The sequence below is a fragment of the Saccharopolyspora sp. 7B genome (assembly GCF_020177435.1).
GTDB lineage: Bacteria > Actinomycetota > Actinomycetes > Mycobacteriales > Pseudonocardiaceae > Saccharopolyspora_C > Saccharopolyspora_C gregorii.
Window position 1 is genome coordinate 1 of record NZ_JAIUKC010000074.1, and the last position, 15,530, is coordinate 15,530.

Annotated in this window: 11 protein-coding genes; 4 read left to right on the forward strand and 7 right to left on the reverse strand. The window is 71.3% G+C overall.

Features of this window, described 5'->3' with window-relative positions; genetic code table 11:
- Positions 1–133 precede the first annotated feature (133 nt).
- From LCD33_RS13275 to LCD33_RS13295, 5 genes are all read right to left on the reverse strand, one after another.
- Positions 134–1,108 (reverse strand): carbohydrate kinase family protein, encoded by a 975-nt coding sequence (locus LCD33_RS13275; RefSeq protein WP_224958144.1) that lies wholly within the window; start codon positions 1,106–1,108, stop codon positions 134–136.
- A 141-nt stretch (positions 1,109–1,249) separates the two neighbouring features.
- Complete coding sequence (metK, locus tag LCD33_RS13280) at positions 1,250–2,452, reverse strand: methionine adenosyltransferase (protein WP_308011273.1); 1,203 nt, start codon at positions 2,450–2,452, stop codon at positions 1,250–1,252.
- A gap of 132 nt (positions 2,453–2,584) precedes the next feature.
- Positions 2,585–4,294, reverse strand: coding sequence for a class I SAM-dependent methyltransferase (locus LCD33_RS13285; RefSeq protein WP_224958147.1), 1,710 nt, complete (start codon positions 4,292–4,294; stop codon positions 2,585–2,587).
- Between the two features lie 898 nt (positions 4,295–5,192).
- The gene (locus LCD33_RS13290) at positions 5,193–5,840 is read right to left on the reverse strand and encodes an MSMEG_1061 family FMN-dependent PPOX-type flavoprotein (RefSeq protein ID WP_224966185.1); all 648 of its coding nucleotides are present in this window, start codon (positions 5,838–5,840) and stop codon (positions 5,193–5,195) included.
- Between the two features lie 232 nt (positions 5,841–6,072).
- Positions 6,073–7,797: an AMP-binding protein gene (locus LCD33_RS13295; RefSeq protein ID WP_374201728.1), complete on the reverse strand. Its 1,725-nt coding sequence runs from the start codon at positions 7,795–7,797 to the stop codon at positions 6,073–6,075.
- A gap of 416 nt (positions 7,798–8,213) precedes the next feature.
- On the opposite strand from LCD33_RS13295, the gene LCD33_RS13300 reads away from it, so the two are divergent.
- The 3 genes from LCD33_RS13300 (at position 8,214) to LCD33_RS13310 (ending at position 12,051) form a co-directional block, all read left to right on the forward strand.
- Positions 8,214–9,953, forward strand: coding sequence for a glycoside hydrolase family 2 protein (locus LCD33_RS13300; protein WP_224966186.1), 1,740 nt, complete (start codon positions 8,214–8,216; stop codon positions 9,951–9,953).
- 116 nt (positions 9,954–10,069) lie between these two features.
- Entirely contained in the window at positions 10,070–11,134 is a 1,065-nt protein-coding gene (locus LCD33_RS13305) for an aldose 1-epimerase family protein (protein ID WP_224958151.1), read from the forward strand.
- A gap of 77 nt (positions 11,135–11,211) precedes the next feature.
- Positions 11,212–12,051: an alpha/beta fold hydrolase gene (locus LCD33_RS13310; protein ID WP_224958152.1), complete on the forward strand. Its 840-nt coding sequence runs from the start codon at positions 11,212–11,214 to the stop codon at positions 12,049–12,051.
- A 46-nt stretch (positions 12,052–12,097) separates the two neighbouring features.
- On the opposite strand, the gene LCD33_RS13315 is transcribed toward LCD33_RS13310, so the two are convergent.
- Entirely contained in the window at positions 12,098–13,000 is a 903-nt protein-coding gene (locus tag LCD33_RS13315) for an alpha/beta hydrolase-fold protein (RefSeq protein ID WP_224958153.1), read from the reverse strand.
- 375 nt (positions 13,001–13,375) lie between these two features.
- On the opposite strand from LCD33_RS13315, the gene LCD33_RS13320 reads away from it, so the two are divergent.
- On the forward strand, positions 13,376–14,917 hold the full coding sequence (locus LCD33_RS13320) for an acetolactate synthase large subunit (protein WP_224966187.1): 1,542 nt from the start codon (positions 13,376–13,378) through the stop codon (positions 14,915–14,917).
- 73 nt (positions 14,918–14,990) lie between these two features.
- On the opposite strand, the gene LCD33_RS13325 is transcribed toward LCD33_RS13320, so the two are convergent.
- A complete protein-coding gene (locus LCD33_RS13325; protein WP_224977906.1) occupies positions 14,991–15,413 on the reverse strand; it encodes a DNA-binding response regulator in 423 nt (140 codons plus the stop codon).
- Positions 15,414–15,530: the final 117 nt, after the last annotated feature.

A 15,530-nucleotide genomic window follows, 5' to 3' on the forward strand; every position in this document is an offset into this window, starting at 1 on the left:
GGGCGGGGCCGGGTTTTCTGTCGCCCACAATCACCCCCCCGTCCCACCCCCCGCCCGCCCCCCCCCCAGCCCCGGGGGGGGGCGGGGGGCCCGGGGGGCCCCGGGCCGCGCCCCCCCCACCGCCCCGGGGAACTCAACGCAGCTTCGAACCGATCTCGGCGGCGGCGGTGTCGCCGTACGCCTCACCGATGCGCGCGAGGAACGACTCGCGCTCGACGTCGTACTCCTGCGGCCCGTCCGTCTCCAGCGAGACGGTCGCCAGCGTGCAGCCCAGCTGCAGCGCCCGTTCCACGCTCAGCTCGCCGGAGAGCCCCGCCAGGAAGCCGGCGCGCAGGGCGTCGCCGACACCGGTCGGGTCGCCCTTCTGCTTCTCCTTGGGCGGCTGGATCTCGAAGGTCGGGGCGTCCGCCGACTCGACCTTGAGGCCCTTGGCGCCCAGCGAGGTCACCCAGGCGCCGACCTCGGCGAGCACCTCGTCGTGGCTCCAGCCGGTGCTCTGCAGCAGCAGGCCGTGCTCGTACTCGTTGGTGAACAGGTACTTCGCGCCCCGGACGAGTTCGCGGACCGATTCGCCGTCCATCCGGGCCAGCTGCTGGCCGGGGTCGGCGAGGAACGCGTAACCGCGCTCCCGGCATTCCGCGGTGTACTTGACCATCGCGTCCGGGTCGTTCGCGGAGATCACCACGAGGTCCAGCCCGCCCGCGCGGTCCGCGACGGACTTGAGCTCGATCTGCGCGGCCTCCGACATGGCGCCCGGGTAGAACGAGGCGATCTGGTTGAAGTCCTGGTCGGTGGTGCACAGGAACCGGGACGTGTGCTTGGTCTCGGACACGTGCACCGACGCGGTGTCCACTCCGTGGCGCTCCAGCCACGCGCGGTACTCTTCGAAGTCCTGGCCGACCGCGCCGACCAGCAGCGAGGTGACTCCGAGCTTGCCGAGACCGAAGGTGATGTTCGCCGCGACCCCGCCGCGACGCACCTCCAGCTCGTCGACGAGGAAGGACAGGGACACCTGCTCCAGCTGGTCCGCGATCAGCTGCTCGGCGATCCTGCCCGGGAAGGACATCAGGTGGTCGGTGGCGATCGACCCGGTCACCGCAATCCGCACTGCAACAACTCCTTCTCGGCCGGCCGGCGACATCGTCGGCCACCGGCCTTGAGAACTTCTCGATACCTCGGGCGCACCGGGCCGCGGGGCGCGGCAGTACCGCGCCCCGTGGCAGCCCGTGCGTTCGTCCGCACTAGTCGATCAGATGCCCGCGGCGCTCTTGAGCGCGGCGGCCCGGTCGGTGTTCTCCCAGGGCAGTTCGACGTCGCTGCGGCCGAAGTGGCCGTAGGCGGCGGTCTGCGCGTAGATCGGGCGCAGCAGATCCAGGTCCCGGATGATCGCCGCGGGACGCAGGTCGAACACCTCGTTGATCGCGGCCTGGATCTTGACCGGGTCGACGTTCTCGGTGCCGAAGGTCTCCACGAACAGCCCGACCGGGGCGGCCTTGCCGATCGCGTAGGCGACCTGCACCTCGATGCGCCCGGCCAGCCCGGCCGCCACCGCGTTCTTCGCCACCCAGCGGGTCGCGTAGGCCGCGGAGCGGTCCACCTTCGACGGGTCCTTGCCGGAGAAGGCACCGCCGCCGTGGCGGGCCATGCCGCCGTAGGTGTCGACGATGATCTTGCGGCCGGTCAGGCCCGCGTCGCCCATCGGACCGCCGACCACGAACCGGCCGGTCGGGTTGATCAGCAGGCGCAGGTCGGAGGTGTCCAGGCCGACACGCTCCAGCTCGGGCGCGATGACCTTCTCGTTGATGTCCTTGGTCAGCGTCTTGTCGAGGTCGATGTCCTCGGCGTGCTGGGTGGACAGCACGACGGTGTCCAGCCGCACCGGCTGGTCCCCGGCGTACTCGATGGTCACCTGGGTCTTGCCGTCGGCCCGCAGGTACGGCAGCGTGCCGTCCTTGCGCACCTCGGTCAGGCGACGGGAGAGCCGGTGCGCCAGCGTGATGGGCAGCGGCGCCAGCTCGTCGGTGTCGTTGCAGGCGTAGCCGAACATCAGGCCCTGGTCGCCGGCGCCCTGCTTGGCGATCTCGTCGATGACGCCCTCGACACGGCTCTCGTGGGCGGTGTCCACGCCCTGGCCGATGTCGGGGGACTGCGCGCCGATGGCGATGTTCACGCCGCAGGAGTTGCCGTCGAAGCCCTTCGACGACGAGTCGTAACCGATCTCGAGGATCTTCTCCCGCACGATGGACGGGATGTCGACGTAGGCGTCGGTGGTGACCTCACCGGCCACGTGCACCTGGCCGGTCGTGACCAGGGTCTCCACCGCCACCCGGGAACGCGGGTCCTGGGCCAGCATCGCGTCCAGCACGGAGTCGCTGATCGCGTCGCAGATCTTGTCCGGGTGCCCCTCGGTCACGGACTCACTGGTGAACAACCTGCGGTTGATCTCACTCACGGCTCAACCTCACCTCTCAGCTTCTTTGGCTGCTTCGATCCTTGCGCACTCGTGACACGGATGTCATGAGTGTCCACTCACTGGCACCCCGCCGACCGGCCCAGCGGAGCCGACCGCACGCACGATCGATGATCATGCACGGGCGTGGATGATGCCCCATGCCAGGCTTCCGGCGTTGCCGGACTCCACCCAGGCCCGCAGGCCCCGCTTCATCTTCGTGCGATATTCCTCACCGATGCGGTCGGACAGTTCGGACTCGCGGGACTCCAGCACGTCCAGCACGCGCTGGTAGTGCACGGGCAGGTACGAGCTGAGGTCCTCGAAGTCGATCGTCTGGAGGCCCAGGCGGGCCAGTTCGCGCCGGTAGAAGCCGGGCGAACCCATAGTGTCCAGGTTCAGCCGATCCAGGATCGGACCCAGGTCCCGCTTGCGGGCCGTGTCGGCGGCCATCGGGTCGGTGAACACGAACGAACCGCCCTTGCTCAGCACCCGGGTCACCTCCTCCAGCACGCGCTCGCGGTCACCGCTGTGCAGGATCGCGTCCTGGGACCACACCAGGTCGAAGGCGTTGTCCTGGAACGGGATGTCCTCGAAGGAGCCGTCCTTGACCTCGATGAGCTCGCTGAGGCCCGCGGCCTCGTTGAACTGGACGTTGCGGGCGTTCTCCACCTCGCTGAGGTTCAGGCACGCCACCTTGCAGCCGTAGGTCTTGGCCAGGTAGCGAGCGGCACCGCCGTAGCCGGAGCCGATGTCGAGGATCCGGGTCTCCGGGGTGATCTCGACCTTGCTCGCCATGCGCTCCACGGTGCGCCGGGACGCGGCGTCGATGTCCTCGTCCGGGGTGTTGTAGACGCCGACGTGGATGTCGTTGCCGCCCCACACGTGGTAGTAGAAGTTGTCGGCGTCCTCGGAATTGTAGTAATCCCGGGCGGTGTGCACCGCCGTGGAATACACGTCCGACAATTCTTCCTCGGTTCGGTAGTTCTTCTCCGCGACGTGGATGAAGAAGTCCGGATCCTGATCGGCGTAGGTTTCCTGGAAATCGCCGTACGTGTCGATCCGCTGGAATCCGACTTCGCGCAGCAGCCGCCGCACGTAGTTCTTCCGCAGCGGGTACATGTTGAGGAAGAACTCGCTCTTGTCCGGGAAGGTGTACTTGAACCGGGCGAGGCCCTCGTCGACGTGGTCGGGCTCCGCGGAGACGTCGTCACCCGCGTAGTAGTAGGTGTGCTTGCTGGAGAACCCGTCGTCCAGGATGGCGTCGTAGTTGCGCTGGTCGATGATCAGCACGCCGTCGTGCTTGAGCATGGCGTAGAACTCGGCCAGGGCCTTGCGCCGGTCGCGCTCGGAGAACAGGTGCGTGAACGAGTTGCCCAGGCAGATGATGGCGTCGTACTCGCCGTGCACGTCGCGGTTCAGCCAGCGCCAGTCGGCGTGCACGACGCGCAGGATGTGCCCGCCGTAGGTCAGGCCGTTGCTGAACGCCTTGGCCAGCATCTGGGGGCTGCCGTCGGCGCTGACCGTCTCGAAGCCCTCCTCCAGCAGCCGCACCGAGTGGAACCCGGTGCCGGTGGCGACGTCCAGCACGGACTCGACACCACGCGCCTTGAGCTGGTCGATGAAGAACCGGCCCTCGCTCTCGTAGCGCTTCTTCCAGTCGATCAGGTCGTCCCACTTGTCGACGAACCCGCCGACGTACTCGTGCGTGTAATGGTCGGATTCGCGCACTTCCAACGGGTTGTCGCCGAAGACCTGCTCCTCGCGGGCCACCAGTTCGGCCGGGTCCTCGGCCGCTCCACCGCGTTCACCGTGCTGAGCCAGGTCGTCCACGCTCTTGGCCATGCTTCACTCCCACCACTCGCGTTGGTCATGCGCCTCATGCACCACTCAGTCCGCGCGAATCCGCCTCGTCGAGATCAACTCGCGGTCGTGCGGGGTCGCCGCTCGAATAAAGGCGACACCTACGCGCCGGCGTGGGCGGCCGATGAATTCAGGCCGCGCACCTACGCCAGTCGTCGCACTCGGCCCGCTCCATTGCCGACCGGCGCTCGACGCGAAATCCGTGCGTCGAGTAACCAAACTATTCGAATGAGTTGCCGAAGCAAGCGTGCGGAGATGTGACACTGATCACAGCAATGGGATATAAGCGTGATTCGCATCGTCACCCTGGGTAAAAATATGCGCTGCCACCAGCGTTTTTTCTTCCCCATTTTGCGGCATGTCACGATCGCATAAGTGCACCGCAGCGCCGATGTGTGTACGATCGCGTACGCAGCACTTACCACGACAACAGCGAATAGCGCAACCGCGAATGCCCACAAAACTTCGGGGACGGGGCTCGCGGCGGGTACCGATTTCCCTTTTTGCGCCGATGACATCGGTCCGGGGAGCTAGGGATGTTACGATGCCCACGGCCGATGCGCCAGCCCCCGACGAGGTTTTTCCGGGATTTTCCGCTGAGTCCGCCTGCCCGGCCCGGCCGCCGCCCTGCTCCACCGATCGGACCATCGTCGCAGCGCACACGCGCGTCCAGCCCCGGGGACCGCGGAGCGCCCCCGCGCCGGCGGACCGCACCGGCCGCCCGCGCTCCCGGGAGCCGAACTGGATCGGCACGAATTCGGCGAATTCTGAATTGATCCCCGCGAATGGCGGCCGCTCCCGGCCGGAGACAAGTCTCACCCGAATTCCGCTCCCCCGCGCCGCGCCCATCCGACCTCCGCCGGACGTGCGAGCGGAGGGGTCAGTACTTCCGGAAACGGGCGTCGAGCTTGAGCGCGGCGTTGAACACCGACTCCGGCATCCGGCTGCCCGCCTGGCTCTTCGCGATGCGCCCCGCGCTCGGCACCGTGCCGGGTTCCGGCCAGCTCACCGGGTCCCACAGCGAGGACCGCAGGAACGCCTTCGCGCAGTGCAGGTACAGCTCGTCGATCCGCACCCGGATCGCCAGGTCCGGGCGCTTGCCGTCCACCGCCAGCTCGTCGAGGTGCGGCCCACCGCGCAGGACGGTGGCGGTGCCGTTGACCCGCAACGTGTCGTTCGAGCCGGGGACGAAGAACAGCATGCCCACCTGCGGGTGCCGCAGGACGTTGCGCAGGCTGTCCAGCCGCCGGTTGCCCTTGCGGTCGGCGAACACCAGCGCCCGGCCCTCCTCGGCCACCAGCACCCCGCCGGGCGCGTCGCCGCGCGGTGAGACGTCCATCGAACCGTCCGGGCACGTGGTGGCCAGCACGAAGAACGGGGAGGCGCGCAGGAACAGCGCGGACTGCTCGTCCACGTGGTCGATCGCCTTCTCGGCGATGGCCCGGTGCGGTTCGGCGATGATCTCGCGCAGCTGCTCCTCGGAGCTCACCACGTCCGGATCCGCCTCGGTGATGTCGCGACCGTCCACGTCGCCTCCCCAGTCATCGGCACGATCCCACCCCCGGGATCGATTGTTAGGTTACCCTAACCAGCCCGGATTGGACCATGGTGCTGCGTCACCGGGACCGCCCGGAGCACCGGGACGGCCGCCGAACGCACCCCGTGCCGCCCGGACCCGCCGGCGGGCGCGGGTCGACGGCGCAGGAACGTCGTCGCGCCGGACGGCCGAACGGCACCGCCCGGCGCGGGAACCGACGCGATCAGGACTTGAGGTCCGGGAAGTCCTCCTCGCGGTACTCACCCGCGGGGGACGGCTCCGCGTGGATCTCCTCCTCGCGGGTGCGCAGCTCGACGCGGCGGATCTTGCCGGAGATCGTCTTCGGCAGCTCGGTGAACTCCAGGCGGCGAATCCGCTTGTACGGGGCGAGGTGCTCGCGGGCGAAGCGCAGGATCGCCAGCGCCGTGGCCTCCCCCGGCTCCCAGCCCGCGGCGAGCACCACGTACGCCTTCGGCACCGCCAACCGGATCGGGTCAGGGGACGGCACCACCGCGGCCTCGGCGACCGCCTCGTGCTCCAGCAGCACGCTCTCCAGCTCGAACGGCGAGATCCGGTAGTCCGATGCCTTGAACACGTCGTCGGTGCGGCCCACGTAGGTGATGTAGCCGTCCGCGTCCCGCGAACCCACGTCCCCGGTGTGGTAGTAGCCGCCGCGCAGCACCTCGGCGTTGCGCTCGGCATCGTCGGCGTAGCCGGTCATCAGGCCGACCGGGCGCGGGTCCAGCCGCAGGCAGATCTCGCCCTCCTCGGCCTCCGCACCGGTCGCGGGATCGATCAGCGCCACCTCGAAGCCGGGCAGCGCCCGCCCCATCGAGCCGGGCTTGAGCTCCTGGCCGGGCGTGTTGGCGACCTGCACGCTGGTCTCGGTCTGGCCGAAGCCGTCCCGGATGGTCACGCCCCAGGCGCGGCGGACCTGCTCGATCACCTCCGGGTTCAGCGGCTCGCCCGCGCCCAGCACCTTGCGCGGCGGGGTGCGCAGCGCGCTCAGGTCGGCCTGGATGAGCATCCGCCACACCGTCGGCGGGGCGCAGAAGCTGGTCACGCCGCAGCGCTGCATCTCGCCGAGCAGGGCGGTCGCGTCGAAGCGCTCGTAGTTGTGGATGAACACCGTCGCTTCGGCGTTCCACGGCGCGAACACGTTGCTCCACGCGTGCTTCGCCCAGCCCGGCGAGGAGATGTTCAGGTGCACGTCGCCCGGTTCCAGCCCGATCCAGTACATCGTGGACAGGTGCCCGACCGGGTAGGAGACGTGGGTGTGCTCGACCAGCTTCGGCTTCGCGGTGGTGCCGGAGGTGAAGTACAGCAGCAGCGGGTCCGCCGCCGAGGTCGGTCCGTCCGGTTCGAAGGTCTCCGCGGCCGCCGCGCTGTCGGCGTAGGCGTGCCAGCCGTCGGCGCCGCCGACCGCGATCCGGGTGTAGTCCCCGGGCACGTCGGCGAACTTCGGCGCGTGAGCGGAGGTCGTCACCACGTGCTTCGCGGCGCCGCGGTCGACGCGGTCGCGCAGGTCCGCGGGCCCCAGCAGCGGCGTCGCCGGGATGATCACCGCGCCGAGCTTTATCGCGGCGAGGATGGTCTCCCACAGCTCGACCTGGTTGCCGAGCATGAGGATCAGCCGGTCGCCGCGGGCCACGCCGAGCCCGCGCAGCCAGTTCGCGACCTGGTTCGAGCGGCGGGACAGCTCGCCGAAGGAGAACTTCCGCTCGGAGCCGTCGGATTCGACGATCCACAGCGCGGTGCGGTCCTGGCGCCCGGCGATGGTGTCGAACCAGTCCAGCGCCCAGTTGAACTCGGCGGGACGCGGCCAGCGGAACGCGTCCCTGGCGGCGGCGTAGTCCTCGCGCGTGTTCAGCAGCAGGTCCCGGGCAGCGAGGAACTCGACGCCACCGGGTCCCGCCGCCACCGCGCCCGCATCGGTCTGCTCGGTCACGTCCGCGTCCTCCTCGGCCACCGGGTGCACGTGCCGCGCGGCCGCCGACCGTCCCGTTCGGACGATCGCCCGCGCGCCGGACCAACTTAACCGGCACACCCGATCAGATCCATGGCGTTGGTCCGATGCGCGGGCATTCGGGTGGTGCCGTTGACTTCACGTGTGGTCGTGGTCATTCTTGTTGCTTGTTGTGGCTTCGCTTTCCTCCTTTTTCACCGTCTCCGGGGGCGCGAGCGCGAGCCGCGGCGCCTGGGGGCTGCACCGATCGGCGCGAGCCGACTCGACCCGTCCCCTCCCCCACCGGCTCGAATCCACCAGGAGGCCACGTGCACCGCCGCGCGTTGACCCGCCGACCACTAGTCCGATTCCGCGTCGGCGCTCTGATCGGCGCCGCCATGCTCGCTACCGTGACCGGCATGCCCGCTCAGGCCGAACCCGCCGCATGGGACCCGAAGGACCCGCCGCTGGCGACCCCGTGGACCGACCAGGTCGGCCCGGACAACGCCCTGCCCGACTACCCGCGCCCGCAGCTCACGCGCGAACGCTGGCAGAACCTCAACGGGCTGTGGGACTTCGCCGGATCCGACTCCCCGCCCGCCGAGACCGACGAGCAGATCCTGGTGCCCTACCCGCCGGAGTCCGGCCTGTCCGGGATCCAGCGCCACGACGATCACCTGCTGTACCAGCGCGAGTTCGAGGTGCCCGCGGACTGGTCCGGGCAGCGGGTGCTGCTGCACTTCGGCGCCGTGGACCAGCAGGCGACCGTCAGCGTCAACGGCCAGGAGGTCGCCACCCACCAGGGCGGCTTCACCGAGTTCAGCGCCGACGTCACCGACGCGCTCACCGGCGAGGGCCCGCAGCAGCTGACCGTCGCGGTCGAGGACCGCAACGAGGATTCCCCGTTCCCGGTCGGCAAGCAGCGCAACGACCCCAGCGGCATCTTCTACACCGGCGCCTCCGGCATCTGGCAGACGGTGTGGATGGAGCCGGTCGCCGACGCGCACATCACCGACCTCGAGATCACCCCGGACCTGGCGTCGAGCAGCCTCGCCGTGCGCGCGGACGGTTCGCGGGGCGGCCGGGTCGAAGTCGTGCTCAGCGAGCGGGACGGCGGCGCGGAGGTCGCCACCGCCACCGGTGAGGCCGGCGAAGACCTGCGCCTCGAGGTGCCGGACCCGCACCTGTGGTCGCCGGACGACCCGTACCTCTACGACGTGCGGGTGCGGCTGCTCGGCGAGGACGGGCAGCCCGTCGACGAGGTCGGCAGCTACGCCGGGATGCGCTCCATCGGGCTCGTCGACGACGAGCAGGGCAGGCCGCGGCTCGCGCTGAACGGGAAGATCCTGTTCCAGCACGGCCCGCTGGACCAGGGCTACTGGCCGGACGGCATCTTCACCGCGCCGACCGACGAGGCCCTGCGCTTCGACCTGGAGCAGACCAAGGAACTCGGCTTCAACATGGTGCGCAAGCACATCAAGGTGGAGCCCGCCCGCTGGTACTACCACGCCGACCAGCTGGGCCTGCTGGTGTGGCAGGACATCCCCGCGCTGGTCAACGGGCAGACCCCCGGCGACGAGGCGAAGGCGAACTTCGAGGCCGAGGCCGCCGACATCGTCGACCAGCTGCACAACTCGCCGTCCATCGTCACCTGGGTGCCGTTCAACGAAGGCTGGGGCGAGTTCGACACCGCTCGCGTCGCCGAGCAGGTCGAAGCGCAGGACCCGACCCGGCTGGTGAACGCGGCCAGCGGCGTGAACTGCTGCGACTCGCTGCCGGACACCGGTGCCGGGCACATCTACGACGACCACACCTACGTCGGCCCCGGCGCGCCGGACGTGACCGGAGACCGCGCCTCGGTGGACGGCGAGTACGGCGGGCTGGGTCTCGTCGAGGACGGCCACCTGTGGCCCGGTGAGCCCTCGTCCTACGAGATCGTCGACACCCGCGCGGACCTGACCCGCCGCTACCAGGAGGTGCACGACGACCTGGTGCGCATCATCGGTGAGAAGGGGCTGTCGGCGTCGGTCTACACGCAGACCACCGACGTGGAGAACGAGGTGAACGGCTTCTTCACCTACGACCGGCAGATCCTGAAGCCGGACCTGGAGGCGGTGCGCGCCGCGAACCGGGCCGTGATCGACGCGGGCACCCCGTGATCGGTCGGGGCGTGGTCGACCCGGCCACCCCGTGAGCGACGCCCCCGCCGGACCCACTACCGGCCGGGGCGTTCTTTCCACCGCAGCAACGGATTCCCGCGACGAGGAGGACGACGATGTCCCAGGAGCACGGTTCCCCCACCAGGTGGAGCAGGCGATCGTTGGGCGGTGCCGCGCTCGCCGCGGCCGGCGCGGCCGGGCTGACCGCCGCGGCCGGGGCGCTGCCCGGTGCCGGGCGCGCCGCGGCGGACCCCCCGGCCGGTGCCGGGAGGTCGATGCACGGCAGGCTCTACGAGCTGCGCTCCGGGCGGCACACCGCCGTGGTCGCGGGCGTGGCGGCGACGATGCTGTCCTGGCAGGTCGACGGGACCGAGATGCTGCTGACCCACGGCGCCGACGAGCTCGGCGAGGGCTGGCAGGGCAAGACGCTGCTGCCGTGGGCGAACCGCATCGACGGCGGCAGCTACGAGTTCGGCGGCGAGCGGTTGCAGGTGCCGATCAACGAGCCGGAACGCGACTGCGCGCTGCACGGCCTGATGGGCTTCACCGAGTGGAGTCCGGTGGAGCACCGGCGGGACCGCGTGGTGCTGGAGCACGTGCTGCCGCCGCACTACGGCTACCCGTTCCAGCTGGCGTTCCGCATCGAGTTCGCCTTGGAGCGCGGCGGGTTCCGCAGCACGCTGTCCGCGCGCAACATCGGCTCCGGCGACGCCCCGTTCGCCACGGCGAACCACACCTACCTGGCGGCGGGCACCGGCCCCCTCGACGACCTCGTGCTGGAGCTGCCCGCGGACACCTACTACGAGGTGGACGACCGGCTGCTGCCCACCGGCACCTCCCCGGTGGCGGGCGGCGAGTTCGACTTCCGCGCGGCGCGGCCGATCGGGTCGACGGTGATGGACACCGCGTTCACCGACCTGGCCCGGGACGCCGAGGGCACCGCGACCGTCCGGTTCGGACGGTCGGATGGGAGCGAGGTGGCGCTGTGGGTGGACCGCACGCACGGCTACCTGCAGGTCTACACCGACGACTCGCCGGAGACCGACCGGCCCGCGCGCTCCGGCATCACCGTGGAGCCGATGACGTGCGCCCCCAACGCTTTCGTCACCGGTGACGGATTGATCGTGCTGCGTCCCGGGCAGGAACACCGCGGCAGCTGGGGCTACCGCATCGAGGAGTAGTCCGCCGCCCGCCCGCGCGGTGGCACCGCCCGCCACCGCGCGGACCGGGGCGACGGCCGAAGTCCTACAGTGCAGTCGTGGCCGACTACATCCAGATCCCCACCCCGGCGGGCACCTTCGACGCGCTCAGCGCCGGCGCCGAAGGCGACCGCCCCGTCCTGCTGCTGCACGGGTTCCCGCAGGCCGCCATCGAGTGGCGGGAGCAGCTCGCCGTGCTCGGCGGCGCGGGCTGCCACGCCGTGGCGCCCGACCAGCGCGGTTACTCCCCTGGAGTGCGCCCGGCGGAGGTCTTCGAGTACCGGATGGAGGCGCTGGTCGGCGACGTGCTCGCCATCGCCAACCGGCTCGGCTGGGACCGGTTCGACGTGGTCGGGCACGACTGGGGTGCGGCGGTGGCCTGGTCGGTCGCCGCGGCCCACCCGGAGCGGATCACGACGCTCACCGCGGTGTCCGTGCCGCACCTGGACGCGTTCGCCCGCGCGCTGCGCGAGGACGAGGACCAGCAGCGACGCTCCGAGTACATGCAGGTGTTCCGCCGCTCCGGCTCCGACAAGCAGCTGCTGGAGGACGGCGCGCGGCGGTTGCGCCGGATCTACGAGTACAAGATCCCGGAGCCGCACGTCGAGGAGTACGTGCAGCGCTTCACCGAACCGGGCGCGCTGGACGCCGCGCTGAACTGGTACCGCGCGGCGAAGTTCGCCGGGCCCATCGGGCGGATCCAGGTGCCTACGCTGTACGTGTGGAGCACCGAGGACGCCGCGCTCGGCTCCACGGCGGCGCTGGCCACCGGCGACCACGTCGACGGCGACTACCGGTTCGAGATGGTCGAGGACGTCTCGCACTGGGTCCCGGAACAGGCACCGGAGGAGTTGACCCGGTTCGTCCTGGAACACCTCATCGCCCACCAGGAGGCGTGAGCGGGGCCCGGAGGGCGGGTTGACCACCCGCGGCCCCGCTCTCCGGTCAGCCCTCCGCGGACACCCCGGTCGCGAGGAACCGCAGCATCTCCGAGCCGACCGCGTCGAACACCGATCCGTCGTGCCCGCCGGGCAGCACCGACATCACCGGCGTGTTCGGGTGCTCCGCGGCCAGCTGCTCGGCGCCTTCCCGGTACACGTCGACGTCGCCGACCCAGAGGCCGAGCGGGACGTCGCCGAGCCGGTCGGTGTGGCGCAGCGGGTCGTGCTCGTGCCACTCCTGCTCGGTGGCGAACACGCCCTTCTCGTTCATCAGCTCCCAGGTCACGGGCAGCGCGGGTGCCAGCAGCGCCGCGGCCTCCACGGGCAGGCCCACCTGGGTGCGTTCGGCCGCGTAGTTCAGCGCGCCGAAGCCGCCGGTCGATATTCCGGCGACGGCGAACGGCAGCCCGTCGCGGTCGCCGAGGTGGCGGGACCGCAGCCAGGCCGGGACCTCTTCCAGCAGCATGCTGAGCAGGTCGCCGTTGGCGGAGCCGTCGTTCCAGTACGAGTTGAAGCCGCCGTCCACCGCCAGCAGGCCGAACGGCGGGATGGCGCCGCCGGCGTACTCGGTTTCGAGCTTGCTCAGCGTCTCGTACGGGATCGGGGTGGGGCTCATCCCATCCCTGCCGTGCAGGTACAGCACGATCGGCAGGTTCTCGGTGGCCTCCAGCCCGTTCGGGAACGCGAACATGAGCTGCACGTCCCCGTCCCGGTAGTAGGACCGCTCGGTGTCGACCCGGAGCACCGGCCCGGTCGCCGCCGGGGTCCGGGGCATCGGTCTGCGCAGCGGCGCCTCGGCCGTGGCGACCCCCGGGTTCGAGCGCCCGCACGCCGCCGCGGTCGCACCGACCGCCGTCGCACCCATCAAGGACAGCAGGCTCCGCCGCCCCAGTCTCACGTTCCGCATTCGCCTGCCACCACGTCGTCAACGTCCCGCGAACACTTTACTGGTCGCCCCTCGACTCGTGTTGCGCAGTGCGGCCACCGCCACGCCTCCGAACCGGCCCTGCGGGTCGTGGCGGTGTCTTGTCAGCGGCGAAGCCGATGAGCAGCGACCACGCACGCAACCGGACCACCCGCGGGTTCTCAGCGGTTCCCTCGCGAGGACAGCGTTGTCGCATGTGGCGGAGCCACCTGTGAGAACGATCCGCAGCGAGGGGGCCGCTGAGGTTCCGCCACCCGAGCACCACGCAACAGATGACGCGAAGTCGGAGTCAGTGGTTGTCCGCGAGGCTGGCCGGTTGCAGCATGACCTGGGAACCGAGTGGAGAGGGGAACGGGTGTGAACGGTGCGGAGAGCCTGCTCACCGCGGCCCGCGAGGCGGGCGTGACGACGTGCTTCGCGAACCCGGGCACGACGGAACTTCCGCTGGTGGAGGCGTTCGACTCGGTCGGCGGCATCCGAACGGTGCTCGGCCTCGCGGAGGGCGTGGTGACCGGCGCCGCCGACGGCTACGCGCGGATCACCGGGCGACCGGCGATGACGCTGCTGCACCTGGGTCCGGGCTTCGCCAACGGGATCGCGAACCTGCACAACGCGCGACGCGCCCGCACGCCGGTGCTCAACGTGATCGGCGAGCACGCCACCTGGCACCAGGCCGCGGACGCGCCGCTCGCCGCCGACATCGATTCGCTGGCGCGGCCGGTGTCGTGCCGGGTGCTCCGCACGACGAGCACCGCGGCTGCCGCGGGCGAATTCCTCGAAGTCCGGCAGGCCGCGCTGCGCGAGCGGATGCCCGCGACGCTGATCGCCGCCGCCGACCACATGTGGACCGATGGCGGCGAAGTCCCCGCGATCCCGGCGGAACCGGATCGATCCACTGTGGACGAGCAGCGGGTCGCGGGGATCGCGAAGCTGCTCGCCGGGCCGGGCCGCCCGGTGCTGTTGCTCGGCGGGGAGGCGCTGGGCGCGGAGGGGCTGCGGCTGGGCGCGCGGATCGCCGCCGCCACCGGCGGGCGGGTGTTCGCCGAGCGGAACCCGGCGCGCCTGGAACGCGGCCCCGGCGTGCCCACCGTCCGCTCGCTGCCGTACTTCCCGGAGGACACGCTCGCCGCGCTCGCCGAGCACACCCACCTGGTGCTCGTCGGCACCGGCGTCCCGGTGTCGTTCTTCGGCTACCAGGGCCAGCCGAGCGTTCCGGTGCCCGAGCACGTCCAGGTGCACACCCTCGCCGACCTCGACGAGGACGCCGTCGGCGCGCTGGCCGCGCTCGCCGAGGCGGCCGGGGCCGACGCGGAACCTCCCGCCCGCGAGCAGCCGGTGCTGCGCCCGCCGGAGGGCGAGCTGCACGCGAAGGCCGTCGCCAGCGCCATCGCGCTCGAACAGCCCGACGGGGCGATCATCGTCAACGAGGGCGTCACCGCCGCCGCGGCCTACCCGGCGGTCGCCGGTGCCGCGCCCGCACACACCGAGCTCGCGCTGACCGGCGGGGCGATCGGCATGGGCATCCCGGTCGCCACCGGCGCCGCGCTCGCCGCCCCCGACCGGCCGGTCGTCACCTTGCAGGCCGACGGCAGCGCCGCCTACACGCTGCAGGGGTTGTGGACGCAGGCCAGGGAAGGGCTCGACGTGACGACCGTGATCTGCGCGAACTCCCGGTACCGCATCCTGGAGGCCGAGCTCGGCCGCGCCGGGGTGCGCCGTCCGGGGCCCGCGGCGACCGGCATGACCAGCCTCGCCGATCCCGGCGCCGACTGGGTCGCGCTGGCCACCGGCTTCGGCGTCCCCGCCGTGCGCGCCACCACCGGCGAGGAGCTCCGCACCGCCCTGCGCCGCGCCACCGCCGAACCCGGACCGCACCTCATCGAAGCCGTCCTGCCCTGACTCGCCGCGACCCGGCCCGTTCGTCCCGCTGCGCCGGTCGAGCGGGCCGGTCGAACGGGCCGGTCCACCGGCCTCACTTGACGCAGCGCTGCGGTGCGGCGATCAGGTCGTGGCGGAGGGCGAGGGAGGCGGCTTCGAGGCGGGAGTGCACGCCGAGCTTGGTGAGCACCGCCTGCACGTGGGTGCGCACCGTCGCCGGGGACACCCCCAGCGACTTCGCCATCGTCGCCGTCTGCGCCCCCTCGGTGAGCATGCCGAGGCACTCGCGTTCGCGGGCGGTCAGGTAGGAGGCGAGCCGCCGCGCGTCGAGCGCATCGCCGCGCTGCTGCTGGGCGGGGACGCGGGACGCGGCCAGCGCCACGACGGTCTCCCCCGCCGCGACCGCGGTGAGCGCGTCCAGCAGGTTCGACAGCCCGCACATCTTGTTCACGTACCCCGCCGCGCCCACCGCCAGCGCGCCGCGCACTCCGCGGGCTTCCCCGTCGGCGGTGAGCACCACGACCTTCGTGGCCGGCCCGGGGGGGGGGGGGCCCCGCCCCCCCGCCCCCGGCGGGGCCCAGCCGCCGGCCCGACGCCCGGCACCCGGGGGGGGCCGGGGGGGGGCCCGAAGGGG